Below are 25,867 nucleotides of genomic sequence, written 5' to 3' on the forward strand. Positions count from 1 at the left end.
AATGAGCGATACGCGCAGCGATGTGCTGGTGATCGGCGCCGGCCACAACGGTCTGGTCTGCGCCACCTATCTGGCGAAGGCGGGCCTGTCGGTGCGCGTGCTCGAGCGCCGCGGCGTGGTGGGCGGCGCGGCAGTGACCGAGGAATTCCACCCGGGCTTCCGCAACTCCACCGCGAGCTACACGGTCTCGCTGCTGCACCCCAAGGTGATCCGCGAACTCGACCTGCACGGCCACGGCCTGCGCATCGTCGAGCGTGAGCTGGGCAACTTCCTGCCGCTGCCGGACGGGCGCTATCTGAAGGCCGGCGAGGGTCGCACCCAGGCCGAGGTGGCCAAGTTCAGCGCCCGCGATGCCGAGCGCCTGCCGGCCTACGGCGAGCACCTCGACCGCATCGCCGGCCTGCTGCGGGAGCTGGCCGCGCAGACCCCACCGAACGTGCCGGCGCAAGGCGGTTGGCTGGCCGCGCTGCCCGAGTTGATCCGTGCTGCCGGTTTGGGGCGTCGCGCGGCGGCGCTGGGCATCGAAGGTCAGCGCGATCTGCTGGATCTGTTCACCGATTCCGCCGGCGCCTACCTCGAGCGCTGGTTCGAGTCCGAGCCGATCCAGGCCCTGTTCGGTTTCGACGGCGTGGTCGGCAACTACGCCAGCCCCTACGCGGCCGGCAGCGCCTACGTGCTGTTGCATCACGTGTTCGGCGAGGTCAATGGCAAGGCCGGGGTGTGGGGGCATGCGATCGGTGGCATGGGCGCGATCACCCAGGCGATGGCGCGTTCAGCGCAAGCGGCGGGCGTGCAGATCGAAGTGAACGCTGGCGTGACCGAAGTGCTGGTCGAACAGGGCAGGGCGGTGGGCGTGCGCTGCTCTGACGGGCGCGTGCATCGCGCGGGCCGCGTGGTCGCCAATGTCAATCCCAAGCTGTTGTTCACCCAGCTCGTGCCGCCGTCGGAGTTGCCTGCGGACTTCGCCGAGCGCATGCGCGGCTACCGCTGCGGCTCCGGCACTTTCCGCATGAACGTGGCCCTGTCCGAGCTGCCCGACTTCAACTGCCTGCCGGGCCGCGCGCGTGCCGAGCACCACACCGCCGGCATCATCCTGGCGCCCAGCCTGCGCTACATGGAGCAGGCCTTCTTCGACGCGCGCCAGTACGGTTGGTCGCAGCAGCCGATCGTGGAGATGCTGATCCCCTCGACCCTGGACGACAGCCTCGCGCCCGAGGGCGCGCACGTCGCCAGCCTGTTCTGCCAGCACGTCGCGCCCGAGCTGCCCGATGGCAAGCAGTGGCCAGACCATCGCGATGAAGTGGCGCGCATGATGATCGACACCGTCAACGCCCATGCGCCCAATTTCAAAGCCTCGGTGCTGGGCTATCGCGCACTCTCGCCCTTCGACCTGGAACAGGAATTCGGCCTGATCGGCGGCGACATCTTCCACGGCGCACTGAGCCTGAATCAGCTGTTCTCGGCGCGGCCGGTGCTGGGGCACGGCAACTACCGGATGCCGCTGAAGGGCCTCTACCTGTGCGGCTCGGGCGCGCATCCGGGCGGTGGCGTGAGCGGGTTGCCGGGACACAATGCGGCGCGGGAGGTCCTGCGCGATCGCCGCTAGGCGTTCCCTGCGCTGCGATCATGTCGTGCCCAGGCGAGCGGCGCATCGAGTGCCGACAGCGCCGTGCGGACGCGATGCGTCGAAGGCGTCTTGAGCGGGGGTTCTACCGCGGCAGCGCTGCTCGGCGGGGGCAATACTCCAGAGTGCTCGATCAGCACCCTGGGGCGGCCCCGGCTGAGGATCAGCGCGACTTCGGCACCAGCGGCGTGTTGCTGGTCGAGAACAGGTGGCTGGTGTCGGTGCTCTTGCCGCTCGACGCGCCATGGCAGCCGAAGCAGCCCGGCGGGCTGACCTGGTGATAGGTCTCCATCGTGGTATTGGCCAGCAGCACCGAGCCGGCGAGCGTGGGATCGCTGCCGCTCTTCGGGATCGAGCCGTCCTTTGACCACACCGCGCCCACCTGGAAGTAGTTGGCGCGCACGTCCTTCACCAGGCCCAACATCAGCTGGATGTCGAAGTTCAGCGAGATCAGCTGGCTGTTGTTGTCGGCCGAGGCTGGTGTCGGTGCACTGCCCCAGGGATTGACCCGATACACGTCGTTGGCTCGGATGCTGTTGCCCGGGGTGGCCTGCAGATCGCCATTGCTCTGCACGGTCATCTGCGCCACCAGGGCGCCGTCGCGGCTGCCGCCGCTCTGCATGAAGTTCCAGCTCCCCTGCGAGTTGTAGGGCACCTCGAGCTGCTGGCCGAACAGGCTGTTGAAATAGAAATCGTTGTTCGGTGCGTTGTCCTTGTGCTCGAAGGTGGCCCAGACCATCTCCGGGTGGCCCTTGACCGGCCCCACCACGTGCATGCCGACGAGCGCGAGCGTCTTCACCTCGGTCGGCTGCTTCGGGTCGAGGGTCCAGGTGGTGCTGCTGGTCGGCAGGTAGCGCGGCACGGCGGCCACCGTGGTGAGGTACTGGCTGGTGTCGGCAACCGTGCTCGCGTCCACCCATGCCGACTTCAACTCGACGGTCAGGGCATTGCCGTCCGGCAGGTTGCTGCCGTTCTGGCTGGCATAGGCAAGAATCGGCGTCAGTTCCGCCTGCGTGGTCGGAAAGGCGGCGTCCTTCGCGATCGCGCCGTTGGTCACCGCCGTGTTGAACCAGGCGTAGACGTCGTTGGCGTGGGTCGCGAAGTACACCAGCGATCCGTTGAGGCTCAGCAGGGTGTCGTTGCCTCCGGCCTGTCCGCCGGGCTGGAACTGCTGCGGCTTGCTGCCGCGCAGGCTGAAGCGGTTGCCCGGTGCGCCCGCGCCGTTGCGCACGTACGTACCGTTGCCCTGGGCGTCGAAGATCAGATCGAAAAACACCGGCGAGTCGAGCACCGTGCCGCCGGCCTCGGGCGAGTTGATCCACAGAAACATCTGGTGCGCCCACTTGTAGAAGTCGCAGGCGCTGGGATCGGCGGGAAAGGCCAGGCTGTCGGCAAATTTGACGTCGCCGCCTGCCGTGACGCTGCCGTCCTCGAACCAGTTGCCGAACTCGCGGGCGGAAATGGAACAGCTGGACTGCACGTACTGCAGCCCGTCCGGCGGCAGGGTCGGGCCGGCGGACGTCGAGACGCTGGCAGCAAGCCCACCGGCGGCGAGGAGGGCGGTGAGCAGCGGAGACTGCGGCTTCGGCATGGCGGTTCTCCCGGAGAGCGTGGTGGATGAACGAACGTGGTCGGCTTCGGCAAAGTAAGCCCCCGGGTGATGCGGCAACCAGCTGTCAGATCTGACATTCGACCCGCGCCGGAGCCAGTGAAAGGTGGAGGACGTCCCGAGCGCTGCTGCCATCCGCGTACCCATGACGGTCTGCAGCTGCGGCTTCGTGATGGGAGGCGCGCGGCCGCGGGGCTAGAGTGGGGCCCTTCACCAGAGCAGGGGACGCGCATGACGCAGGGCTGGGATGCATCGGCACGGGCCTGGATCGAGGTGATCGGCAGCGAGGGCGACTGGGGCCGCCGCCATGTGCTCGATGCGCCGATGCTGCAGCGCGTGCGCGGGCGTGATTTCCAGTGCGCAGTCGATATCGGCTGCGGAGAGGGGCGCTTCTGCCGGATGCTGAAGGCCGAAGACCTCGACTGCATCGGCATCGACCCGACGCAGGCCCTCATCGAACACGCGCGTCAACGCGATCCGTCCGGCGACTACCGCATCGCGTGCGCGGAGTCCTTGCCCCTGCCGGAAGCGAGCTGCGATCTCGCCGTGTTCTACCTGTCGCTGATCGACATCGCCGACCTCGATGCCGCGCTGGCCGAGGCCCGGCGCGTCTTGAGGCCCGGCGGCAGCCTGCTCATCGCCAACCTGCAGGGCTTCAACACCGCGGCGGTGGGCCAGGGCTGGAGTCGCGAGCCCGACGGCAGCCGTCGCTTCTGCATCGACCACTATCTGCAGGAGCGCGTCACCTGGATCGCCTGGCAGGGCATCCACATCGCCAACCATCACCGTCCGCTGCAGCGCTACCTGCAGGCTCTGTTGGCGTTGGGATTCGAACTGCGGCATTTCGCGGAACCTCCGCCGGTAGGCGTCGAGGGTGAAAAGGCCGATCGCTACCGACGCGCGCCGAACTTCCTGCTGATGGAGTGGGAGCGGCGATAGACGGCTGCTTGCGCGCAGGGCCCGAATCGTGGCTGCGTGCCCTGTTCGCCAGAAATGCCGAACCGCAGACGCATGGCGTTGACACCTCATCAAGCGGACTGGGCGCGGGTCAGGCAACGCGTTTCTCGCTCTGTCCGTTGCACCTGCGGCGCCGCGAACGATGCGGCATGGGGTGTGCCTGTGGCGCACCAGACGATGCGAGCTGGGGTGCGCCCGCGGCGCGTCAGACGATACGAAACTTGCCGTCTCTGCGACGCGCCTGCGGAGCAACCCGCTTTCCATGCCGTTCTCCCGGCGCCGCGCGAAGGCAAGCCTTCGTCTGACCTGACATGCTGCACGCCCAGCCTTGGGAGATTCGCGATGATCTTCGCCTCAGGACGTTTCATGTTGCTGGCCTGCCTGCCGCTGTTGCTGCTCGCCGGCTGCGCGCAGCCTCCGCCGCGCGCGCAGTCGCTTCCGAGCCAAGCCCCGCTGCGTGAGGCCATGGTCGCCGCTGCCGATCCGCTGGCGGTCGACGCCGGGCTCGAGATCCTCCGCGAAGGCGGCAGCGCGGTGGATTCGGCGATCGCGGTGGCGATGACGCTCGGCCTGGTCGAGCCGGAATCCTCGGGCGTCGGCGGTGGCGGCCTGCTGGTGCACTACCGCGCGCGCGATCGCGCCATCGAGGCCTACGACGGCCGCGAGTGGGCGCCCGCTGGCGCGCAGCCGGACATGTTCCTGCAGGCCAATGGTGCGCCGATGCCCTTCGAGGTCGCCCAGGCCAGCGGGCTGTCGATCGGCACGCCCAGCCTGGTGGCGATGCTGGCGATGGCGCATGAGGCGCATGGCCGACTGCCCTGGTCACGGCTGATGCAGCCGGCAATTCGACTGTCCGAAGACGGTTTCGTCATTGGTCCACGGCTGGCGCGCAGCCTCCAGACATATCGCGCCGCGATCGCCGCCGACCCGCAGGCGCGGGCGATCTATCTCCATGAAAAGGGCCAGCCCTGGCCGCAGGGCCATCGCCTGCGCAACCCCGAGTACGCGCGCAGCCTGCGCGCGATTGCCGAGCAGGGGCCGCGCGCACTCACGCACGGTCGCATCGCCGATGAGATCATCGCCGCCGCCCAGCGCGCGCCGCGCGCCGGCAGCTTGAGCCTGGACGATCTCGCGGCCTTTGCGCCGCGCCGCCTCGAGCCCCTGTGCGCGCCCTTCCGCGCGTATCGCGTCTGCTCGGTGCCCTCGCCGAGTTCGGCCAACGCCATGCTGTCGATCCTCGGCCTGTATGCGCGTGCGCGGCCCGCCCCCGACGGCCCGCAGAACATCGACGACTGGGCGGCGTTCGTGTGGGCGAGCCGCCTGTCCTACGTCGATCGCGATCACTACATGGCCGACGAACGCTTCGTCGAAGCGCCCACCGCGGCGCTGGTTGCGTCGGACTATCTCGACGCCCGCGCGGCGCTGATCGATCTGCGCGCGAGCCGCGATGCGATCCCGATCGGTGCGCCGGCCGGCGAGGCCCTGCGCCAGCGCTGGGGCAGCAGCGCGATGCAGGAGAACGGTACCACGCATCTTTCCATCGTCGATGCCGACGGCAATGCGGTGGCGCTCACCGCCACCATCGAATCCGAGTATGGCGCGCAGCGCATGGCCGGCGGCTTCTGGCTCAACAACCAGCTCACCGATTTCTCGTTCGAGCCGGTCATCGACGGCAAGCCGGTCGCCAATGCGGTCGCCCCGCGCAAGGCGCCGCGCTCGTCGATGTCGCCGTCGATCGTCACCGACGCCGACGGCCGGCTGGTGCTGGTCACGGGCTCGATGGGCGGCAGCACCATCATCGCCTCGGTCGCGCGCAGCATCATCGGCGTACTCGACTGGAATCTCAGCCCGCAGCAGGCCCTGGCCACGCCGGCCCTGTTCGCGCGCACCCGCACGATCGAAGCCGAACGCGGGCGCCTGCCGAACGCCATCCTTGAGGGCCTGCGCCAGCTGGGCTGGAACGTGGTCGAGGCCGACCTCTACAGCGGCACGCATCTGATCGAGGTCACGCCGCAGGGCCTGGAGGGCGGCGCGGATCCGCGGCTGGAGGGCAGGGCGGCTCGGGTGCTCCTCGCGCGGCGCTGATTGGCGTCGATCGACCCTCGGGCTTGTTCCACAAAGGTATCCGCATCGCATTGTCGCGCGGCTCCGCGCCTCGCGCGAAGAAGCGCTGGCATCGGCCGTGCTGCGCAGGGCGCAGCAGGGTCGAAGTCGGAGAAGTCGCGCCCATGCACGCTCAGGCTCGCGCACCCGAGCGATCCGCCCGAGTGCAGCGCCTTCCGCCGTGCGGCGCGCGTCCCTTGCGGCCGCCCTGTAGGCGCGCAGCGGAAGCCCAGCCCTGCAACGGGGCCTTCGCGATGAACTTGCCGCGCTGTCGCTGTGCGCCTGGGCGAAGTCAGCGCCGTCAGGCCTGCACTGCGTCCGGCGATTGCACCGGCAGCAAGTAAGCGCGGGGGGCGCGCGCACTCCAAGGCCACTCACTTTCGAGCTTTGCGGACCGTTCGTGCGGAGTTGGGCGCCAGAGTGCGATTGGCTTCAGCAAGACCGGCGATCTGCCGTGGATGGCCTCGAGGTGAGTCGTGCTGCCAAAAACCGTGATCCTGCTCGGGCTGTGCCTGCCGCTGATCGCTTGGGCTCAGGCCAGTGGTGGCAGCTATGTGCTGCCTCGCGACGTGAATGCCAGCGGCGGCGGTCAAGCCAGCGGCGGCAGCTATCAGCTGCAAGGCAGCATCGGGCAGCCCGCAGCCGAGCCCCTGCATCCCGCCAGCGGCGGCCCTTATGCGCTGAGCGCGGGCTTCTGGGCAGCGGGCGCGCCGGATTCCGATCTGCTTTACGCCGATGGTTTCGAAAGCCCTTGACCGAGGACGACACTGTGAATCGTTTCCGAGCTCTGAAAACCTCCGGACTGCTGTTGGCCTTGAGCTGTGCAGGCAGTGTCATTGCGACTCCGCTGGACAGCGCGTTCAGCTATCAGGGCGAGCTGCGTGATGCGGGCGCTCCCGCGAATGGCCTGTACGACCTGGAGCTGTGTCTGTTCGATCAGTTCGTGGGCGCCAGCGCGCTGGCCTGCGTGAGCGCTGCGGATGTGCCGGTACAGAACGGTCTGTTCACCACCGCCGTCGATTTCGGCAGCGGCGCATTCATCGGCCAGCAGCGCTATCTGGAGCTTCGGGTACGTCCGGGCGCCAGAGGCGGCGCTTACACGCCCCTGGCACCACGGCAGTTGATACGGGCGGTTCCGGAAGCCGTACGCGCGGCCAGCAGCAGCGTTGCGCCGTGGTCGGGGCTGATCGGCGTGCCCGCTGGCTTTGCCGACGGCGTTGACGACGACAGCGGTGGCACGGTGAGCCTCGTCGCTGCTGGCACCGGGCTCAGCGGGGGACCGATCACCGGCAGCGGCACGCTGTCCATCGCCAACGGCGGCGTCGGCAGCCTGCAGCTCGCCGACGCTGCCGTCACCGCCGCCAAACTGGCCAACAGCGCGGTGGCCACTGCCGCCCTTGCCGATGCCAGCGTGACCTCGTCCAAGATCGCCGCGGGTGCGGTCGGCGGAACTCAGATCAATCCGGCTGAAGTACAGACGCGAATCGGGAGCGGTTGTCCTGCCGGAACGTTCATCCGCGCCGTCGATATTGACGGCTCGCTGCAGTGCGAGGCGCCCGCGCAAGCCCAGCAGCTCAATGCCGTCGACGAAATGGTTGGCGGCGGTTCGCCCTTCTTCGCCCGATCCTCGCTGGCGGTGCCGGCGGATGGTCTGCCGGTGATCGGCTACTACGACGGCAATACCCAGATGCTGCGCGTGGCGAAATGCCAGAACCCCAGCTGCAGCTTCTCGGGCCGACGCAGCCTGGGTGTCGCTGGACTCAATGCCTCGCTGGCTTTGGGCAGCGATCAGCTGCCGGTAATCAGTTCGCGCTCCGGCACGGATGTCAGCGTGAGCAAATGTGCAGATCCGTTCTGCGGCAGCGCCACCAGCACGGTCATCGACACGGCCACGGTCGACAGCACCAGCCTCGCAGTGCCGTCCGACGGGTTGCCGGTCGTGGCCTACAGCACGACCGCAGGCGCCTTGAAGGTGGCGAGATGCAGCACTGCGGCCTGCACCGGCGCTGCGACGATCACCACCGTGCTGGCCAACGGCAACGCCCAATACGCCTCCTTGGCGTTGGGTGCGGACGGTCTGCCGCTGCTTGTGTACTCCGACCTTGGCAGCGTCTTCCGGGTGTTGAAGTGCAGCACCGTCAGCTGCGCGGGGTCCACCACCATCAGCGCCCTGGACGGCGGCACGCAGGGGCTTACTGCGGCCATTGCGCTGGGCCACGACGGCCTACCGGTGATCAGCTTCTGGGGCGGATCCCAGCTGCGCGTAGCCAAGTGCGCCAACCCCGCCTGCAGCGGCGGGACGATCGTCAGCGTGATCGACACGCTCAGCAGCAGCAACGGTCTGGTGAGCTCGATCACCGTCGATGCAGCGGGCATCCCGATCATCGCCTACGCTGACAACTCCGGCGCCAACACCAAGGTGGCCCGCTGCGGCGATGCGGCCTGTAGCGGGGCGGCCACCATCACCGCCTTCGACGTGTTTGGCAGTGCGTCCATCGCCATCGGCGCCGACGGCTTGCCGGTGATGAGCAATCAGTCCGCGAGTGCGCTGCGCGTCTTCAAGTGCGGCACCCCCAACTGTCGCTAGCGTGGCTTCAGCAGCGCCGCGCGCAGCCTTGCGAGTTCGCCGCGCAGAGGCGCACCCGCATGCATCTGCGACTCGATGATGGGGGCCGCCTGCGCGATCAAGCGACTGGCCTGCGCGCGATCACCGGCGGCCAGCCGAACGCGCGCCCAGACCAGGGCCGATTGCGCCCGCATCGGGTGGCCCGCCGGGAACAGTTCGCTGCGGCGCTGGTGCGCGCGGGCCGCGAACTCACTGGCGCGGTCCACCCGCTGCAGGGTCCGCTCGCCTTCGGCGATGGCCAGCTCGACCTGGCTGTGCTGCAGCGGGCTCATGCCGGCGATCGATCCGGCCAGGGCCGCATGCAACACCGCGAGATTGGATTCGACACCCTGGGAATCGCGGCGCGCGACGGCGCTCAACAGCAGCAGCGCCGGGGCCTGGCTCTGGTCGGGATGGTCGGCGGCCAGATGCTGCTGGCGCGCCGCCATGGCGTCGCCGATCAGCGTTTGCGCGGCATCCACCTGGCCCGCAGCGATCAGGGTGCGGGCCATGTTCATGCGTACCCTGGCGAGGCTCACGGCATCGGCGCCCAAGCGCTCGCGCAGCGCCAGCGACTGCGCATAGCCAGCCAGCGCCTGATCGGTATCGCCGCGCAGCTCGTCGAGCGATGCCAGATTGTTGAGGAGAAAGGCGTAGTTGAGATCCTCGTGTCCATCGCGCTGGCTGAGTTCGACCGCCCTCAGGTAGGCCGAGCGGCTCGGCGCCAGCTCGCCGAGATCCTGATACACGCTGCCCAACTCGCTCTGCAGGATGCGGTAGCGGTCGCTTGCCGTGCCCAGCGTGCGTTCGACCCGGGGAATGAGGTCGGTCAGCACGGCGAGCGCCTCGGAGAACGCGCCGAGCCGCGACAGGGCCTTGGCTTCACCCATGCGCGAAGTGAACACGGTGGGGTGGTCGGCATCGGCGAGGAGGGTCTTGATCCTCACCGCCTCGCGGTAGGCCTCCAGCGCACGCTGGGTCTCGCCCTGGTAAAGCGCCAGATGGCCGCGATTGTGCAGCAGCTTGGCCAGGCCTGGCTGCCCTTCCGCAGACCTGCGGAACCAGGTCTCGGCCTGTGCGTAGCTGGCTTCCGCCGCGGCCGGATCGGCGGCGTTCTGCCACGCCAAACCCAGCGCAAGCAGGCTCTCGCCGCGCAGCAGCGGATCGTCGCTCGCACGGCTGTCGCGCTCGGCCTGCTGCGCCATCGCCAGGCCCTCCCGGTTCCTGCCCAGGCGTTCGAGTGAGATGGCTGCCAGCAGGCGAGCGCGGGCCAGCGCGTCGTTCGACGCAGCCTGGCGATGCAGCAGGTCGATCAGCCTCAGGCTCAGCTCCAGCGCGGGCTCGTTGGCGCCGAGGTTGTTGTAGATCGAGCCCAGGCTGTGCATCAGTTCGATGCGCGCCCCTGCGGGCATGTCGGGCAGGGCGTCCAGCCGCGCTTTCGCGAGATCGGTCAACGCCTTAGGCGTGAGCGCTCTGCCCGGCGCGACGTTGGGATCGAACTCGGAGAAAAGGCGGGTCAGAAATCCGACCGTGCTGCCCAGTTCCTGCTGACGCTGCTCGGCGACAGCGAGCGCCATCCGCGTCTGCTCGTATTGGCGGAGCAGTGACACCGAGAGGGCGGTCAAGGCGGCCAGGGACAGCGCGCCGGCCGCCACCGCCGCGCGATGTCGACGCAGGGATTTGCCCAACAGGTATCGCCAGTGTCCCCCGCGTGCGCTGACCGGCCGGTGGGCCAGATGGTTTTCCAGATCGATGGCGAGCTCGGCGGCACCGCTGTAACGCTGCCGCGCCTCGATACGCAAGGCCTTGGCCAGCAGGCAGTCGAGATCACCGCGCAGCGCCTGCGGAGCCAGGGCCTGGCGCTCGGCACGCGTCTTTTCGTCGAGGGTCTGGGCCAGGCTGCTGGCCAGCGGCAACTCCTCGACGCGGCCGTCCACGATGCGGCAGGCGGGACGCACGCCCGAGAGCAATTCGATCATCAGCATGCCCAGCCCCCAGACATCGGTCTGCACCGTCACGGGCTGGCGCAGCAGCTGTTCGGGACTGGCGTAGGCGGGAGTGCCGGCGAAACTCAGCTCTGGCGCATCCTCGTTGGCGAACCCCAGCCATTGGGCGACGCCGAAATCCAACAGGGCAGGCGAGCCGTCGGCCCGCACCATCACATTGCCGGGCTTGATATCGCAGTGCACGACCAGTCGCTGGTGGGCAAATGCCACGGCGCGACAGAGCAGGGCGAACAGCTGCAGTCGCTGCGCCAGGCCGGGGCGAGTCGCCAACAGCCAGTCGCGCAGCGGCATGCCATCGATGTAGTCCATCACCAGATAGGGATCGCCAGCAGCCGTGGTGCCGCCGTCGAGCAGACGGGCGATATGCGGATGCACGAAGCCTGCCTGGATCTGCCGCTCCTGACGCAGCCGTTCCACCGCAGACGGTGACGCGCGGCCGCGCAGGGTCTTGATGGCGACCCGCTGGCGAAATTCGCCGTCGTCGCGTTCGGCCATCCACACCATGCCCATGCCGCCTTCGCCCAGCAGTTCCAGCAGGCGATAGGGGCCTATGTGATCCGACCAGCCGAGCTCGCGGCTGGAGGCGTCGGCCGCGCGACGCACGCGCCCGACGATCGCCGAATCGGCATCGGATGCGGCCAGCAGCGCCCGCACCTGCCGCAGCTGCTCCGGGTTTGCCGCTGCCCCGGCCAGCCAGCCCTCGCGTGACTCCGGCGCCAGCGAAAGCGCCTGATCGAACAGCTCACGGTTGCTGCGAGCGCTCATCCGGCCAGATGCTGATGCAGCACGGCGCGGCCGTAGGCCAGCGATTTTTCAACCGTACGCCGGCTCAGGCCCAGCACCAGGGCCACGTCCGGAGTCTGCAGGCCGCCGAAGTAGGTGAGCTCAACGACCCGGGCCGCACGCGCATCCTCCTGTGCCAGCTTGCACAGCGCCCGGTCGAGATCGAGCAGCTGCTCGTCAATGCCAGCGGTGCCGGGAAGGGCGTCCGCATCGACCTCGGCGAGGGGCGAGGGGCTTGCGCCGCCACCGCGCTTTTCGGCGCTGCGGGCGCGCGCCCTGTCGATCAGCACCGCGCGCATCTGCAGTGCGGCGAGGGCGAAGAAATGCACCCGTGAGGACCAGTCCACCGAACCGTTCAACAGCCGAACTGCCGCCTCCTGCACCAGCTCGGAGGGGCTGAAGGTCTGTGGCTGGCCGCCCTGCCGCCAGCGCGAGTAGGCCATCCGCTTCAGGCTGGCATAGATCTCCTGCTCCAAGGCCGGGCTGGGCGAGCTCTGGCCTTGACGCCATGCCAGGAGCAGACCGGTCAGATCGTTTGAGGAGGGCATGCTTGGCAGGTTCGGGCAGGTTTGCGGTCGATGATGCAGCGCAGGCCATCGATTGTGAATGCGTGCTCGCCGGCGATGCCAGCACCCTGCAAGGCAGCCCAAGGCTGGGGCCGGCCTCGGCGCCCTGGTGGGTTTTGGCGCAGTCGACGTCCGCAGTGCAGGGGCGGCGGCTTTCAGCTCGGCAGCCCGCCCGGCGAGCTGTCGCCCGTTCCTGTGATCGAGGGCAGACCGGTCGCCATCACCGAAGCCATGCGCCAGCTCGACCGGACCATGGCCAACGCGGGCCTCGACAGTGGCACGCACCTGAGCCAGCTCACGCCGGAGGGTTTGCCCGGTGGACGGGACCCGCGACTGAAGGGTGGGGCGGTGCGATGGACGCCGTCACCGCGATAGGGGGCTGCCCCTGCGCGCAGGGTAGGCGTCGACGCCATTCCCACTCCGGCCATGTCGCGGTGGGCGGCCGATTGCGATCCATTATCATGGCGGCCGCTTCGGGCCGAGCTGCCTTGGGGCGGTTTCGTCCTTCAGATCAAACAGGGGAAAAGCGGATGAAGGTTCGTGGAAAGCTTCTGTGCGGGGCACTGGCCGCCGCATTACTGCCCAGCGTAGTCATGGCGGCGCCCTTCACCAACGGCAGTTTCGAACAGGGCCCGGATACCGGCGCTACCTTCGTCACGCTGACAGCGGGCTCGACCAGTATCACCGGCTGGACCATCACGGCGGGCGACATGGACTACATCGGCCCGCTTTGGGGCGCAGGCGAGGGCAACCGCTCGCTGGACCTCGTCGGTTGTCTGCAGGGGGCGATCAGCCAGACCTTCGACACCCTGCCCGGAGCGCGCTACCGGGTGTCGTTCCTTATGGCGGGCAACCCTGGAACGCAGCCGACCCTGAAGACCCTGCGTGCTTCCGCTGGGCTTGCGGCCCAGGATTTCAGCTTCGACACTTCCGGGCGTAGTGTCACCGACATGGGATGGTCGCCGCGCAGCTTTGAGTTCATCGCCTCGGGCGCCAGCACGACCCTGAGCTTCACCAATACGTCCAGCCCCTCGGGCTGCGGCGGGGCCGCGCTGGATGCGGTCAGCGTGTCCATGCTTGGTAGCAGCCGTACTGCAGTCGTACCCGTCGATGGCGCTCCGTGGCTGTGGCTGCTGGTCTTCGGCCTTGTCGGCATCGCTGGCTGGCGTATGCGAGCCCAAGGCGGCTGAGCTCAGCGGATCAGAGCGCCGCCCTCCAGGGCGCGTTACTGAAGCATTCGCGCCGCCATGCAAGCGTTGGGAACCGCCATGGTGGAGCCGTTCGTCGCTCCACCATGGCCCCTGTCAAGAACCTTGCATCCCGAGCCGCGGCGGCGAAGCGAGGCGGGGCGATCTCCCGCTTGCCCCACCGAGCAACCCGCCTGCGGCGAGGATGAGCAGCCAAATCACGGTCATCTCTGCCTCAGCCTGCTTGATGAACCCGATGATCTGCTCGGTGGTGAATCGACTCTTGCGCATGTCCGTCCTCTCAGGGTGACGGACTTTACCTAGCCTCGGGTGGTACGGCTGGGTGGGGGCAGGTCAGGGTGCGCGCCCCAAGCCAATCAAAGTTAGACGCCAATCGGTGCGATGGGCGGTCCTCAGCCGCAGACGCAATGCACCAATACCACCAAAACGATAGATCTCGCGACCGGGCGCTTGCGCTACTGCGTCTCGAATCCGTTACTGAACAAGCGACCGTCTCCGCAGGTGGCAAATCGCGCTTGGCGCGACCCCGCAGCCACGTACGCCAAGCCAAGTCGCCCGTCGGGAGCTCGCCCGAAGTCCCAAGTTGAAATCAGGCTTGAGGGAAGCGAGATGTGCACCGAGTTCGTGTCTGAACATGTTGCATCCAAACAGGTATGGAACTCGAGCTGGCCACCCTCGAAACGGAAGAAGTTTGCCCGCCCCTCGGTGTCCAAGGCGAGGCCTCCTGCGATTCCTGTGGTAGGGACGGGCAAAGCGTGCACAACGGAACTGGCGCAGCCGGGGTCGGAGCAATCGATCAGAGCTCGGCGACCTGACTGGCCGTCCAGCAACAGGGGGCGACCGTCCTCGCGGATAGCCATGGATACTCTTTCAGGAAAGGAAGTGGGAGTCGCACCAGAAACCAAAGATGGAACCGCTTCACTGCAGTCGCCCCCGGGGCAATGCAGGAACTGCCATTCCGTCTGGCTGACTGGGCCGGGCACGCGAATCCAGGAAACGTAGAGGTCTCCGACTTCCGAAGACTCGAGCTGCAGGTCAAAAAGCGAATGACCCGCGTCGTCGGGGTAATCCTTCAACGTCTGGACCTCTGCACTGGTACATCCTGCATCGACGCAGGTGTGACCCCTCAGATCGAAAGCATTGCCCTGAATAGAGCTGCCCTCATCGCCAACGACCGCGCGATCACCAGGCAGCAGCGCCATAACTCCACCCTTGGCGCCAAGGCCGCCTTGGACAAGCGGCCGAACCACCCGAGAGCTGCAGGCTGTATCAGCACAATCGTAGAAATTCAGACCCCCCCACCCAAGATGCCGCAATCGCTGGGCGACCATTGGATCGGACCGAGATGCCGGGCGGCATGGCGTAGTTTGTGGACTGGTCCACCAAGCGCACGGTTCCGGTGCCGCACTCGAGAGCGCTGCACTCCGTCAGATGGAGGGATTGGCTATTGTTCTCACCAGCGGTGAGCGCCAGAAGCGGTCGACTGTTGCTGCGAAAAGCCAAGGATACGAAACCAATCGCCTCTTGAGGCTGGGCGACCAAGGTGTCTGATCCCTACTCGCAGGTGATCTGCGCGGCGGCAGGGACGCTGGCGATTGCGAGCGATAGCAGGAGTAGTGCAGCCAACGGACGCATTGCGTGAAAAGTCATGGATTGAATCTCTGGCAGAAGGTTGCTCAACAGGATACAAGGAGTGTGAGGTGCCTGATTATCTTGGCGCCTTTGAGCTGCGAACACACGTTTTTGCTCATCGTGTCCATGCCACGCCACTGTTTCGTTGCGCGGCTTCGTAATCTGCGCACAGAAGGCGATGAGCGCTCGAATGCAGCGTCCTCCTGTACACGCAGTCTGGCACGCAGCTCGATCAAGCCGCAGCAGACTTCTGTAAGAGCAGAGCAAACACGCCCGCCCGACAAATAGCAAACGGGCGCCCAAGGGCGCCCGTTTGCTTGAACCTCGTCAACCCGCACCGGCCCTCGAAGGCGCCAGCGCGAGCCCCGATCAATACCGGTAGTGATCCGGCTTGTACGGGCCTTCCACCGGCACGCCGATGTAGGCGGCCTGCTCGGGGGTCAGGGTGGTCAGGTGCACGCCGATCTGCTCCAGGTGCAGGCGGGCGACTTCTTCGTCCAGCTTCTTGGGCAGGCGGTAGACGGTGTTCTCGTAGGTGTCCTTGTTCGCCCACAGGTCGATCTGCGCCAGCGTCTGGTTCGAGAACGAGTTGGACATGACGAAGGCCGGGTGGCCGTGGGCGCAGCCGAGGTTGACCAGACGGCCTTCGGCCAGCAGGTACAGGCTGCGGCCGGTGGCCTTGAAGGTGTAGCGGTCGACCTGCGGCTTGATGGTGTCGCGCTCGACGCGGCCTGCGGCGACTTCGGCGTTCAGGCGGTCCACCTGGATCTCGTTGTCGAAGTGGCCGATGTTGCAGACCAGGGCGTTCGACTTCATGCCCTGCAGGTGTTCCAGGGTGATGATGTCGCGGTTGCCGGTGGTGGTGACGAAGATGTCGGCCTCGCCCAGCACCTGATCCAGACGCTTGACCTCGAAGCCTTCCATCGCCGCCTGCAGGGCGTTGATGGGGTCGATCTCGGTGACGATGACGCGGGCGCCCAGGCCGCGCAGGCTGTGGGCCGAGCCCTTGCCGACGTCGCCGTATCCGCAGACCACGGCGACCTTGCCGGCGATCATGAGGTCAGTAGCGCGCTTGATCGCGTCGGCCAACGACTCGCGGCAGCCGTACAGGTTGTCGAACTTCGACTTGGTCACCGAATCGTTGACGTTGATGGCGGGGACCAGCAGCTTGCCGGCTTCCATCATCTGGTACAGGCGGTGCACGCCGGTGGTGGTTTCTTCCGACACGCCCTTCCACTCGGCGGCCACGGTCTTCCAGAAGCCGGGGCGCTCAGTGCGGGTGCGCTTCAGCAGATCCTTGATGACCTGCTCCTCGTGGTTGGCGCCAGGGCTGTCGACCCAGGTGTCGCCGTTTTCCATGTCGAGGCCCTTGTGGATCAGCAGGGTCGCGTCGCCGCCGTCGTCGACGATCAGCTCGGGCCCCTTGCCGCCCGGGAAGGTCAGCATGTCGAGGGTGCAGTCCCAGTACTCCTCGAGCGTCTCGCCCTTCCACGCGAACACCGGGATGCCGGCGGCAGCGATGGCCGCGGCGGCGTCGTCCTGGGTCGAGAAGATGTTGCAGCTGGCCCAGCGCACGTTGGCGCCGAGGGCCTTCAGGGTCTCGATGAGGACCGCGGTTTCCTTGGTCATGTGCAGCGAGCCCGACAGGCGCACGCCCTTGAGCGGCTGCAGAGGGGCGTACTTGGCGCGGATCGACATCAGGCCGGGCATTTCCTCTTCGGCCATGCGGATGCGCTTGCGGCCGAGCTCGGCCAGGCCCATGTCACGGACCTTGTAGTCGGTGAAGGGCAGGTCTTTCACTTGTGCGTTCATGCGTGGAGCTCCGGGTTGTGACGGCCCGCTGAAGCGGGGCGTCAGCGACGTGATCGTCGCGGTCACCGGGCGCCGTTGTACGTGGAGAGTCGCTCCGAGCCTGGCCGGATCGAACCCGGTCGCAGCGCCCCTCGGCGCGACAGCCGCGAAGTATACCGGGGTGATTCGCAGGCCGGATCAAGGTGCCCATCACGCCCTCGCAGGGCGACCTGCAGGGCAGGTGTCGGGGCGTCCCCCACGACCGTATGCTGCGCGCACTCTGGAGAAAACCATGGCAGGCGATTCCTGGCGATTGGCCGAGCTGTTCGACGCGCTGGCGGACCTGCCAGTGGACGAGCAGCGCGCGCGCCTCGCCGAGCTGCCGCCGGAGCAGCGCGCCGAGCTGGAGCGACTGCTTGCGCTCGATGCTGGCGACACTCGCTCGCCGCAGGACCCGCTGGGCCGGGTGGTGGCCGATGTGCTGGAAGTGGCTGCGCGTGAGGTGCGCGAAGGCGCGCGCATCGGGCCCTGGCGGGTGCTGCGCGAACTGGGCGCCGGCGGCATGGGCACGGTGCTGCTGGCCGAGCGCGCCGACGGCGATTTCGAGCAAAAGGTCGCGATCAAGCTGATCCGCGGCTTTCCCACCGAAGACGAGCGCCGGCGCCTGCGCCATGAGCGCCGCATCCTGGCCCAGCTCGATCACCCGAACATCGCCCGCCTGCTCGACGGCGGCGAGACCGAGGACGGCCAGCCCTATGTGGTGATGGAGTACGTCGATGGCCGGACACTGCTTGACTGGCTGGCCGAGCATCCGCTGGACCTGCGCCAGCGCCTGGCCCTGTTCGACCGCATCGCCGATGCCGTGCAGCACGCGCACGAGCGGCTGGTGATCCACCGCGACCTGAAGCCCAACAACGTGATGGTGCGCGCCGACGGCGATCCGCGTCTGCTCGATTTCGGCGTCGCCAAACTGGTGGACGTGAGCCAGGGCGCGGACAGCCGGCAGACCTCGACGCGGGTGTGGACACCGGGCTATGCCAGCCCCGAGCAGCGTGCGGGCGGGCTGATCACCACCGCCACCGACGTCTACGGGCTCAGCATCCTGCTGCGCGAGATGCTGACGGGCGAGCGCCAGCCGGGGCAGGCCGTGGCGCTGCCGCCGGGCTTCATCGGGCTGAAACTCGACGCCGAGCTGCGCGGCATTCTCCAAGCCGGAAGTGCCGAAGACCCTGGCCTGCGCTATCCCACGGTGGAAGCCCTGAGGGCGGATCTGCAGCGCTGGCTGGATGGGCGAACCGTGCGCGTGACACCCGACAGCGCGCTGTACCGGCTGCGCAAGTTCGCGCGCCGGCACCGCGCCGGGGTGGCGGTGGCGGCGGGACTGCTGGTCGCCGCACTGCTCTTCGTATGGCGGCTGGATGTGGAGCGTGATCGCGCGCTGGTCGCCGAGGCCATCGCCTTGGCCGACCGTGAGCGCGCCGAGAATGCCGCGGCCGACGCGCGCGCGGCGCTCGGCTTCCTGTCGCGCACGCTGGTCGCGCTGACGCCCGAGCGCATCCAGAAGCGCGAGATCAGCGTGCGCGAACTGGCGGACACCGCGCGTGGCGATCTCGAGGGCGTGCTCGCCGATCGCCCGCGCGTGCAGGACGAGGTGCGTCGCGTCCTCGGGCATCTGTACGTGGCGCTGGGCGAGCCTGGCATCGCGGTCGATCTGCTGGCGCGGGGCATTCCCGAGGCCGACCCCGCGCATCCGGATGAGGCGCTGGCCCTGGCGAAGGATCTCGACGCCTGGTCGAGCATGCTGGGCCTGCTGGGTGAACCCGAGGCCGGCCTGGAAAAGGCGGAGCGCGCCTGGGCGCTGCGCCAGCGTCATGCGCCGCACGACCCCGTGCAGCGACTGCACAGCGCCGACCAGCTCGCGTATGCGCATTACCGGCTGGGCGATTTCGAACGCGCGGAAGCGCTGTGGCGCGAGGTGCTCGCGGCCTCGGCGCTGCCCGATGCGCCCTTCGATGTCTTGACCAATGCGCACCAGGCCCTGGCCGGCATGCTGAACAACCTGAGCCGCCCGCAGGAGGCGCTGCAGGTGCTCGATGCCGGCGAGGCGCTGATGCAGGGCAGGGTGGCGGCGGAGGCACCCGAGCGCGTGACCTACCTGCGCGGCCGCCTCGAGGCCCTGGTGCAGCTGGGGCGTGCCGGCGAAGCCGAGGCGCTCGCGCGCAAGGCCATCGAGATCCAGACGCGTGCCGTGGGCGAGCGCAATTCGCGGATGGCGTTCCTGCTCAATGCGCTCGGCCTGGCGCTCAATGAGCAGGCGCGCTTCCGCGAGGCCCAGGAGGCCTTCGAGCAATCGCTGGCGGCCAGCGATCCGCTGGCCGAGGTGCCGGCCGAGCGCGCGCCGCTGCTGCTGAATCTCGCTTCGGTGGCGGAGTCCGCCGGCGACTATCCGCGCGCCCTGCAGCTGTTCGATGAAGGCATCGCCGTGCTCGAACGCAGCGAGCCCTCCGTGGACAGCCTGCGGCTGCGCCAGGCCAAGCGCTCGCGCGCACGCACACTCGGGTTGCTGGGACGCGGCGAGGAGGCGCTCGAGACCCTGCAGTCGCTGGAAAGCGAGGCCTTGAGACTGGATGGCCCGGACGCCTTCGAGCCGGCCATGCTGGCCTGGCAGCGTGCCGTGCTGGCGCGCCATCTGGGGCAGCCCGAACGCGGTTTCGACGCCTTGGCGGTGGCCGAGACGCGCATGCGTGCGCTGTTGCCGGAGGATCACGCCATCTACGCCTACATGGCGCGCGTGCGCGGCCACCTGCTGGCGCTGCAGGGCGATCTTGCGGGGGCCGCCCGCGCGCTCGACGCAGGCCTCGTCCTCCTCGAAAGCTCGGGTGGCGCGGCCTTTGATGTCGCCAGTCTGCAGATCGAGCGTGCCCGGGTGCATCAGCTGCGCGGTGAGGTCGCACAGGCGCGCGCACTGCTGCGCCAGGCGCTGCCGGTGCTGCGGCAGGCGGTGCGGCCCACCGAGGTGACGCGCGCGCTTGCCGAACGCTGGGCGCGCGAGCTCGGTCTGTCCTGAGGCGGGGCTTGAGGCGCTCCCGGCGGCATCCACGCCCGTGATCAGGGCCGCGCAAACCGGCCCCTCAGGTCACGGCTGAGGCCTCGCGCGTGGCCGCGCGCCCTGCAGGGTGGCGCGCCCGCAGATCGAGCAGCTCAGCGCTGGATCCAAGGTCGACACGGTTGGGCCCGCGTCCGACCTGCCACCCCCCTCCCAAGCCAGGATCGACCGGATGCGCAGCGCTTTGCGTGCCGCGGCCGGGGGCGGGCGGCCGAAGCCGAGCACGCGCGGGGAGATCCGCGCCGTCGACTTCGGTCGCCCGCGGTTTCAATCGCGCGGCGTGACGATCAGGGGCATGTTGCCGAGTGCCAGCAAGCCGAGCAGCGGGTTGGCCACGCCGGCAAGAATCACCGGCAGCGAGGGATGGGTGATGCAGATGCCTTCCTCGATCAGGCCGAGGCTTTCGTAGACCACGATCTGCCCGGCCACGATCAAGAGGTGCACCATCAGGACGATCAGCACCGCCAGCATGCCCAGCACCACCTGGGTCGCGACGGCGGCTGCCGCGCCGGTCAGCCCGGCTTGGGCGACCAGCGCGGCCACGCTTGTCTCGGTGCCCAGAACGATCAGCTGGTTGATGATGCTGAAGGCATCCGCGGCAAGCCCTGCACCCAGCAGCTTCATCGCGCAGTCGTGATCCATGCACACCGTGATGCCGAGGGGAACCTGGCCGACGCCCTCGATTTCCACGCCGACCGTCTGCAGCTCGGTGATCGACCAGCGGCCATTGGCCACGCACTGGATCGCTGCCGGGAAGTTCTTGACCATCTTGACCAGCACATCGATCGCTTTCGGCAGCAGTTCCGCGGGGATCGCCGACTGCACCGCGCTTGCGCCTGCCAGCAGGCCCGCCTGCGGGCTCACGTCGAAGCGCCCGCGGAAAGGATCGATCCAGTGATCCTTGATCGCCTTTCCAGAGCACTCCAGCACTTGCCGGGTGACGGTCTCCACGAGGGTTTCCACCAGCTCGACGGTGCCGACCACGAGGTCGACGAAGCCCGAGGCCAGGCAGTCGGCTTCGCAGAGCGTGAAGCCAACCACATCCTCGCGCCCGCGCGACAGGAAGCGCCGGTCGCAGCGCTCGCTGCAGGCCGCATAGCGCTCGGCAGCGCTCACGATCAGCTCGACCGTGGTGCGAACCGTGCGGGTGGTTTCCTCCACCACCGTCTCTACGCGGCAGCGCTCGTTCGAAGTCGGTTTGCGCCCGAATGCGGCGATGCGGGCGGCGCTGCGCGCCTGCTGCTGCGCCAGGGCTTTGAACGTCGTGGCTCCGGTCCGCGCGAGGTATTCCGGATATGCCGCGAACACGGCCGTGCGCAGCGCGAACAGGTCGCGCTGCAGATCCTGGCGTGCACTCAGGTGCGCGAGCAGGGCCGCGACGGAATCCCCGTTCCAGGGGCGCATGCGGCGGTCGCCGGCCAGCTTCAGGCCCTTGGGTTCCAGCAGCAGCTCGGAGGCGCCTCGACCCAGACGGATCTGCGGGTTCGAGCCGCTGAGATCGATCGTGGCGCCGCCGTCCGGCGAGCGGATGATCAGCGGCAGTGCCAAGCGCTGATTGCCCGCTTCGAGCAGCGCCAGGCGAAGCGATCCCCAGGTGCTGTGGAAGCCGTCGCTCGAGGCGTCGCTGGCGCAGCGCGGCGGCTTGGCCTCGGCCGCAGGCAGGGTCGCGATGCCCGCGAGCGAAGCCGCGCCGACCGCGAAACCGCCGCCGGAGGCCAGAAAGCTGCGTCGATGGAAGCTGAATTCTGCAGGTCTGCTTTTCATTGGAATCGCCTCATGGGAATGCCAGGTTGGACGGGCGAAGTCGCGGTGGCGGAGGGCGTGGCGAAGCGCGCCCCGACCCGGTTGCGCGGTTTTGTCGAGTGGCTCTCGGGGCCAGTCGTATGGGGCCGTGGTGCGGCCGCGCGAGCGGGCGTGCCCGCTGAAGTCCGCTCCTGTCAGGTCACGGAACCCGGCCGCGCGATTTGCCAGGCCGCGGCGAAACGGGCTTCAGGCTTTCTTAGCGCTTCACCCCTCTGGCACTGACCGCGCCAGACGGTTTGGCGGCACCATGCGGGTCCGCGGCTTCAGACGCCCCTGTGGCGCCGTCGCCCTTTGAACGAGTTGTCCATGCCAGATTCCCGCCCGCAGGTTCCGCAGCTTCGCCTCGCTCTGATCCTCGGCGGTCTGGCGATGTTCGGGCCGTTCACCATCGACAGCATCTTTCCGGCCTTCGGGGTGATCCAGCGCGATTTCGCGATCACGGCCGCAGCGATGCAGCAGAGCATCAGCGTCTATCTGTTCGCCTATGCCCTGGCCAGCGTGATCCACGGGCCCGTATCGGACGCCTGGGGCCGCAAGCCGGTGCTGCTGGTGGGCATCGCCGTGTTCCTGCTGGCGTCGGTGGGCTGTGCGCTGTCGGACGGGCTGACCGAACTGCTGGTGTGGCGCGCGCTGCAGGGCGTGAGTTCTGGCGTGGGAATCATCGTCGGCCGCGCCATCGTGCGCGATCTGCGCGAAGGCCCGGATGCGCAGCGGCTGATGAGCCAGATCTCGATGATCTTCACGATCGCCCCGGCGATTGCGCCCATCGTCGGCGGTTGGATCCTCGGCTGGTCGAACTGGCAGATGATTTTCTGGTTCCTGGTGGCTTTCGCCGCCGCCCTGATGCTGGTGACCGCGGTGGCCTTGCCGGAGACGCACCCGCCGAGCCTGCGGCTGCCGTTCTCCGCCGGCAGCCTGTGGAAGACCAGCGTGGCCATGCTGGGCAACCGAACCTTCATGACGCTCAGCGTGATCGGCACGCTCAACTTCGGCGCGCTGTTCATCTACATCAGTTCGGCGCCCGTCTTCGTCATGCAGCACCTGGGCCTGAACGAACAGCAGTTCGGCTGGTTCTTCGCGCCGGCGGTGGGCGGTATGGCGCTCGGTGCCTTCCTTTCAGGGCGCAGCGCAGGGCGCCTGAGCGCGCGCCGCGCGGCGTCGATCGGCTTCGGGATCTGCCTGTTCGCCACGCTGTCGGGCGTGGCCTACGCCGCACTTGCCGAGACGCCGCGCTTTCCCTGGGCGGTGCTGCCGATCGCGTTGAATTCCGTCGGGGTGGCGCTGGTGTTCCCGATCGTCACCCTCGCCATTCTCGACCTCTACCCGCGTCACCGCGGCGCGGCCTCATCGATGCAGAGCTTCGTCAGCCTGCTGATCAATGCCGGCGTGGCCGGGCTGATCTCGCCGCTGGTCAGCGGCAGCGTGCTGGGGCTCGCCCTGACCGCGCTGGCCGGTTGCGTGCTGGCGATCGGCTTCTGGGGCCTGTATTTGCGGCAGAGTCGGCACGTGCTGCAGGCGCCGCACGCAGGCGAGGCCCCCGGGCTGGAGCCGACCGAGCGGCTTTGATCGAGCACGGCCCCGCGCAAGCCGCTTCGCCATGCCTGCCGCGCACGCGTCAGTTGTCGCGGCGGTGATCGCCTGCCTCGGGGTCGGCCGCCAGTACCAGATCGACCTCGCCCACGTAGTCCTGCAAGGCCACCCAGCGCGACTCGGCCCGTTCGTCACCCGCCTACGCCGAGAGGCGAACCCTGTCGAGGCGCTCGGAACACTTCTCGCCGAACAGCAGGCGACTGCGGGTGAAGGTATTGAACTGGAAGCGCAGGAGGAACCGGCCCTGCGCATCGCTGGTGCTGACCTGCGGGCCGCCGATGCTCTTGCGTTCTTCCCAGGCGACCGCAACCACCGCGCCGGCGCGGGGCGCGCCTGACTGATCCAGCACGCGGCCGCTGATCTCCACGATCGGAATCAGACACTTCGCGCGGGCCGACGGGCCGTACAGGAGCACGCACAGGGCTGCCCGGCAGGCGAGCCGCACGGTCTCAACGGCCCATCAGCTTCTGGATCATCTGCACCAGCCGGCTGCCGGCCATCAGGCTGCGCACGCGCTCTTCATCCTCGACGGCCTGTTCGGCGAGGTCCTGCTCGATGCGGCGCTTGGCCTGCTCGCGCTGCACCTTGGCGGCCAGCGTGCGACGCACCTCCTCGTCGACGCTTTCGCGGCCGAAGCTGGCGTCGTCATGCGTCAGGTAGCGGCCCAGCGAATCGAACAGCTCGGGCGTGAGCTGCTGGTGGCGGAAGCTGCGCACCGTGGTGGCGAAGCCGTAGAAATTGGTGAGCGTGATGCGGGCCACGCCCAGCGCTTGGCCGGCCTCGATGCTGAGCGTCAGTGGGATGCGTCCGCGCGCCTGGAAGCGCCCGGCCACCACCTCGCCATTGGCGTTCTTGCGGCTTTCCTGCAGGCCCGACAGGCGGTGCTTGCTGAAGATCTGGCTCACCGCCTGGGTGCGCACCAAGCCCTCGGTCTCGAGCACCGGGCATTCCTCGGACACCACCGTGGCGAAGCACTCGAACTGGATCTCGACGTTGTCGGCACCCGGCGTGGCGCGCAGCGCGTAGGGCGCCTCGACCTGGGCGACCACATCGCCGTAGCCGGGCAGGCTGTAGACCACGCGGATGCGCTTCTTGAGCTCGTTCAGGTGGGTGCTGAGCTGCTTCAGGAACTCGTAGAGGTTCTGCACCTTGGGGCCCAGGCGCTCGGTCCACAGGCCTTCCTTGGGCTCCTCCTGCAACGCGGCCATCTCGCCGGTGCGGCGGCGTTCGGCTTCCTGCTTGAGTTCGTCCAGAATTCCCATGCCCTTCCCCGGTTGTGGAACATGGCCCGTGACGGGCCGCCCGGCAGTGTAGCCAATGGCCCCGCGGGGGCGAAGCGCGGGGTGGCGGTAGCGCGCAGCCAGTCACGAAGCGCAGGGCGCGGCGTCCTCCTCCGGGCCTGCAGTCTGCATCGCGATGCCGCAGGCGCTCACGTAGCATCCGCAGCGGCACGCGACGCCCCCGTTTCTGATCACCGCATCCAGCCCCCGGAGGCCCCCATGGAGGATTCAATGAGCATCTTCGTCGTCATCCTGATCGGCTTCGTCCTCATCACCCTGTTCAAGGGCGTGCGTTCGGTGCCTCAGGGTTTCGAGTACACGGTGGAGCGCTTCGGTCGCTACACCCACACCCTGCCGCCCGGCCTCGGCTTCATCATTCCCTGGGTCGATGCGATCGGTCGCAAGATGAACATGATGGAGCAGGTGCTGGACGTGCCGAGCCAGGACGTCATCACCCGCGACAACGCCGTGGTCAAAGTGGACGGCGTTGTCTTCTATCAGGTGCTGGATGCCGCCAAGGCAGCCTACGAGGTGGCGCAACTCGAGATCGCGATCCTGAACCTGACGATGACCAACATCCGCACGGTGCTGGGTTCGATGGACCTGGACGAGTCGCTGTCCAAGCGCGACGAGATCAACGCCAAGCTGCTGGCCGTGGTCGACGAGGCGACACATCCCTGGGGCATCAAGGTCAACCGCATCGAGATCAAGGACATCCAGCCGCCGCGCGACCTGGTCGACTCGATGGCCCGGCAGATGAAGGCCGAGCGCGAGAAGCGCGCCAACATTCTTGATGCCGAAGGTCACCGCGCCGCCGAGATCCTGCGCGCCGAGGGCGAAAAGCAGGCCGCCATCCTCGAAGCCGAGGGCCGCCGGGAGGCCGCCTATCGCGATGCCGAGGCGCGCGAGCGCCTCGCCGAGGCCGAGGCCAAGGCGACGATGATGGTCAGCCAGGCCATCGCCAAGGGCGATGTGCAGGCGGTGAACTACTTCGTCGCCCAGAAGTACGTCGAGGCGATGAAGGAGTTCGCGCGCAGCCCGAACCAGAAGACCCTGCTGCTGCCGATGGAAAGCACCGGCATTCTTGGCGCGCTCGCGGGCATCGCGGATCTCGCCCAGGCCAATCGTGGCGACACGGCGCCGAAGGCGCCGACCCCGCCGCCGCGTCCGGCTGGCGCCGCCAGCTTCAAGGTGGAGTGATCGC

17 protein-coding genes and 1 riboswitch are annotated in these 25,867 nt (G+C 68.2%); of the genes, 9 read left to right on the forward strand and 8 right to left on the reverse strand.

Going from position 1 to position 25,867, the window contains the following annotated elements:
- The first annotated feature begins 1 nt into the window (after position 1).
- The gene (locus BLP83_RS05765) at positions 2-1,606 is read left to right on the forward strand and encodes a phytoene desaturase family protein (RefSeq protein WP_091239992.1); all 1,605 of its coding nucleotides are present in this window, start codon (positions 2-4) and stop codon (positions 1,604-1,606) included.
- Positions 1,607-1,787: 181 nt separating this feature from the next.
- Here BLP83_RS05765 and BLP83_RS05770 read toward each other — a convergent pair whose 3' ends face one another.
- The gene (locus tag BLP83_RS05770) at positions 1,788-3,215 is read right to left on the reverse strand and encodes a hypothetical protein (RefSeq protein WP_091239995.1); all 1,428 of its coding nucleotides are present in this window, start codon (positions 3,213-3,215) and stop codon (positions 1,788-1,790) included.
- A gap of 249 nt (positions 3,216-3,464) precedes the next feature.
- Here BLP83_RS05770 and BLP83_RS05775 point away from each other — a divergent pair, with 249 nt between their 5' ends.
- From BLP83_RS05775 to BLP83_RS05790, 4 genes are all read left to right on the forward strand, one after another.
- Positions 3,465-4,172: a class I SAM-dependent methyltransferase gene (locus BLP83_RS05775; RefSeq protein ID WP_091239997.1), complete on the forward strand. Its 708-nt coding sequence runs from the start codon at positions 3,465-3,467 to the stop codon at positions 4,170-4,172.
- A gap of 360 nt (positions 4,173-4,532) precedes the next feature.
- A complete protein-coding gene (locus BLP83_RS05780; RefSeq protein ID WP_176764027.1) occupies positions 4,533-6,275 on the forward strand; it encodes a gamma-glutamyltransferase family protein in 1,743 nt (580 codons plus the stop codon).
- Between the two features lie 494 nt (positions 6,276-6,769).
- A complete protein-coding gene (locus BLP83_RS05785; RefSeq protein ID WP_143006557.1) occupies positions 6,770-7,048 on the forward strand; it encodes a hypothetical protein in 279 nt (92 codons plus the stop codon).
- Positions 7,049-7,062: 14 nt separating this feature from the next.
- Positions 7,063-8,880 carry a hypothetical protein gene (locus BLP83_RS05790; RefSeq protein ID WP_143006558.1) on the forward strand — a complete coding sequence of 606 codons (1,818 nt, stop codon included), beginning with the start codon at positions 7,063-7,065 and terminating at the stop codon, positions 8,878-8,880.
- Here BLP83_RS05790 and BLP83_RS05795 read toward each other — a convergent pair.
- Positions 8,877-11,669, reverse strand: coding sequence for a serine/threonine-protein kinase (locus BLP83_RS05795; RefSeq protein ID WP_091240006.1), 2,793 nt, complete (start codon positions 11,667-11,669; stop codon positions 8,877-8,879). The two genes, BLP83_RS05790 and BLP83_RS05795, sit on opposite strands and share 4 nt — an antisense overlap.
- Entirely contained in the window at positions 11,666-12,235 is a 570-nt protein-coding gene (locus BLP83_RS05800; protein ID WP_091240009.1) for an ECF-type sigma factor, read from the reverse strand. Before BLP83_RS05800 ends, BLP83_RS05795 begins: the two co-directional genes overlap by 4 nt.
- Before the next feature lie 611 nt (positions 12,236-12,846).
- On the opposite strand from BLP83_RS05800, the gene BLP83_RS18595 reads away from it, so the two are divergent.
- Positions 12,847-13,443, forward strand: coding sequence for a choice-of-anchor C family protein (locus BLP83_RS18595; RefSeq protein ID WP_176764028.1), 597 nt, complete (start codon positions 12,847-12,849; stop codon positions 13,441-13,443).
- Positions 13,444-13,557: 114 nt separating this feature from the next.
- Here the strand turns inward: BLP83_RS18595 and BLP83_RS18600 are convergent, their stop codons facing one another.
- Together BLP83_RS18600 and ahcY are read right to left on the reverse strand one after the other, a co-directional pair.
- Positions 13,558-13,731: a hypothetical protein gene (locus BLP83_RS18600; RefSeq protein WP_176764007.1), complete on the reverse strand. Its 174-nt coding sequence runs from the start codon at positions 13,729-13,731 to the stop codon at positions 13,558-13,560.
- 1,731 nt (positions 13,732-15,462) lie between these two features.
- A complete protein-coding gene (gene ahcY / locus BLP83_RS05810) occupies positions 15,463-16,905 on the reverse strand; it encodes an adenosylhomocysteinase (protein ID WP_091240013.1) in 1,443 nt (480 codons plus the stop codon).
- A 60-nt stretch (positions 16,906-16,965) separates the two neighbouring features.
- Positions 16,966-17,044: riboswitch (S-adenosyl-L-homocysteine riboswitch) on the reverse strand.
- A 132-nt stretch (positions 17,045-17,176) separates the two neighbouring features.
- On the opposite strand from ahcY, the gene BLP83_RS05815 reads away from it, so the two are divergent.
- Complete coding sequence (locus tag BLP83_RS05815; protein ID WP_091240016.1) at positions 17,177-19,951, forward strand: serine/threonine-protein kinase; 2,775 nt, start codon at positions 17,177-17,179, stop codon at positions 19,949-19,951.
- A 306-nt stretch (positions 19,952-20,257) separates the two neighbouring features.
- Here the strand turns inward: BLP83_RS05815 and BLP83_RS05820 are convergent, their stop codons facing one another.
- Positions 20,258-21,754: a hypothetical protein gene (locus tag BLP83_RS05820; RefSeq protein WP_091240018.1), complete on the reverse strand. Its 1,497-nt coding sequence runs from the start codon at positions 21,752-21,754 to the stop codon at positions 20,258-20,260.
- A 345-nt stretch (positions 21,755-22,099) separates the two neighbouring features.
- On the opposite strand from BLP83_RS05820, the gene BLP83_RS05825 reads away from it, so the two are divergent.
- Complete coding sequence (locus BLP83_RS05825) at positions 22,100-23,359, forward strand: multidrug effflux MFS transporter (RefSeq protein ID WP_091240874.1); 1,260 nt, start codon at positions 22,100-22,102, stop codon at positions 23,357-23,359.
- Positions 23,360-23,522: 163 nt separating this feature from the next.
- Here the strand turns inward: BLP83_RS05825 and BLP83_RS05830 are convergent, their stop codons facing one another.
- Entirely contained in the window at positions 23,523-23,798 is a 276-nt protein-coding gene (locus tag BLP83_RS05830) for a carboxypeptidase-like regulatory domain-containing protein (protein WP_091240020.1), read from the reverse strand.
- A 34-nt stretch (positions 23,799-23,832) separates the two neighbouring features.
- Entirely contained in the window at positions 23,833-24,645 is an 813-nt protein-coding gene (locus BLP83_RS05835) for a hypothetical protein (RefSeq protein ID WP_091240025.1), read from the reverse strand.
- A 249-nt stretch (positions 24,646-24,894) separates the two neighbouring features.
- On the opposite strand from BLP83_RS05835, the gene BLP83_RS05840 reads away from it, so the two are divergent.
- A complete protein-coding gene (locus BLP83_RS05840; protein ID WP_425388971.1) occupies positions 24,895-25,863 on the forward strand; it encodes an SPFH domain-containing protein in 969 nt (322 codons plus the stop codon).
- Positions 25,864-25,867 lie beyond the last annotated feature (4 nt).

The organism is Aquimonas voraii (assembly GCF_900101825.1).
Classification (GTDB): Bacteria; Pseudomonadota; Gammaproteobacteria; order Xanthomonadales; family Xanthomonadaceae; genus Aquimonas; species Aquimonas voraii.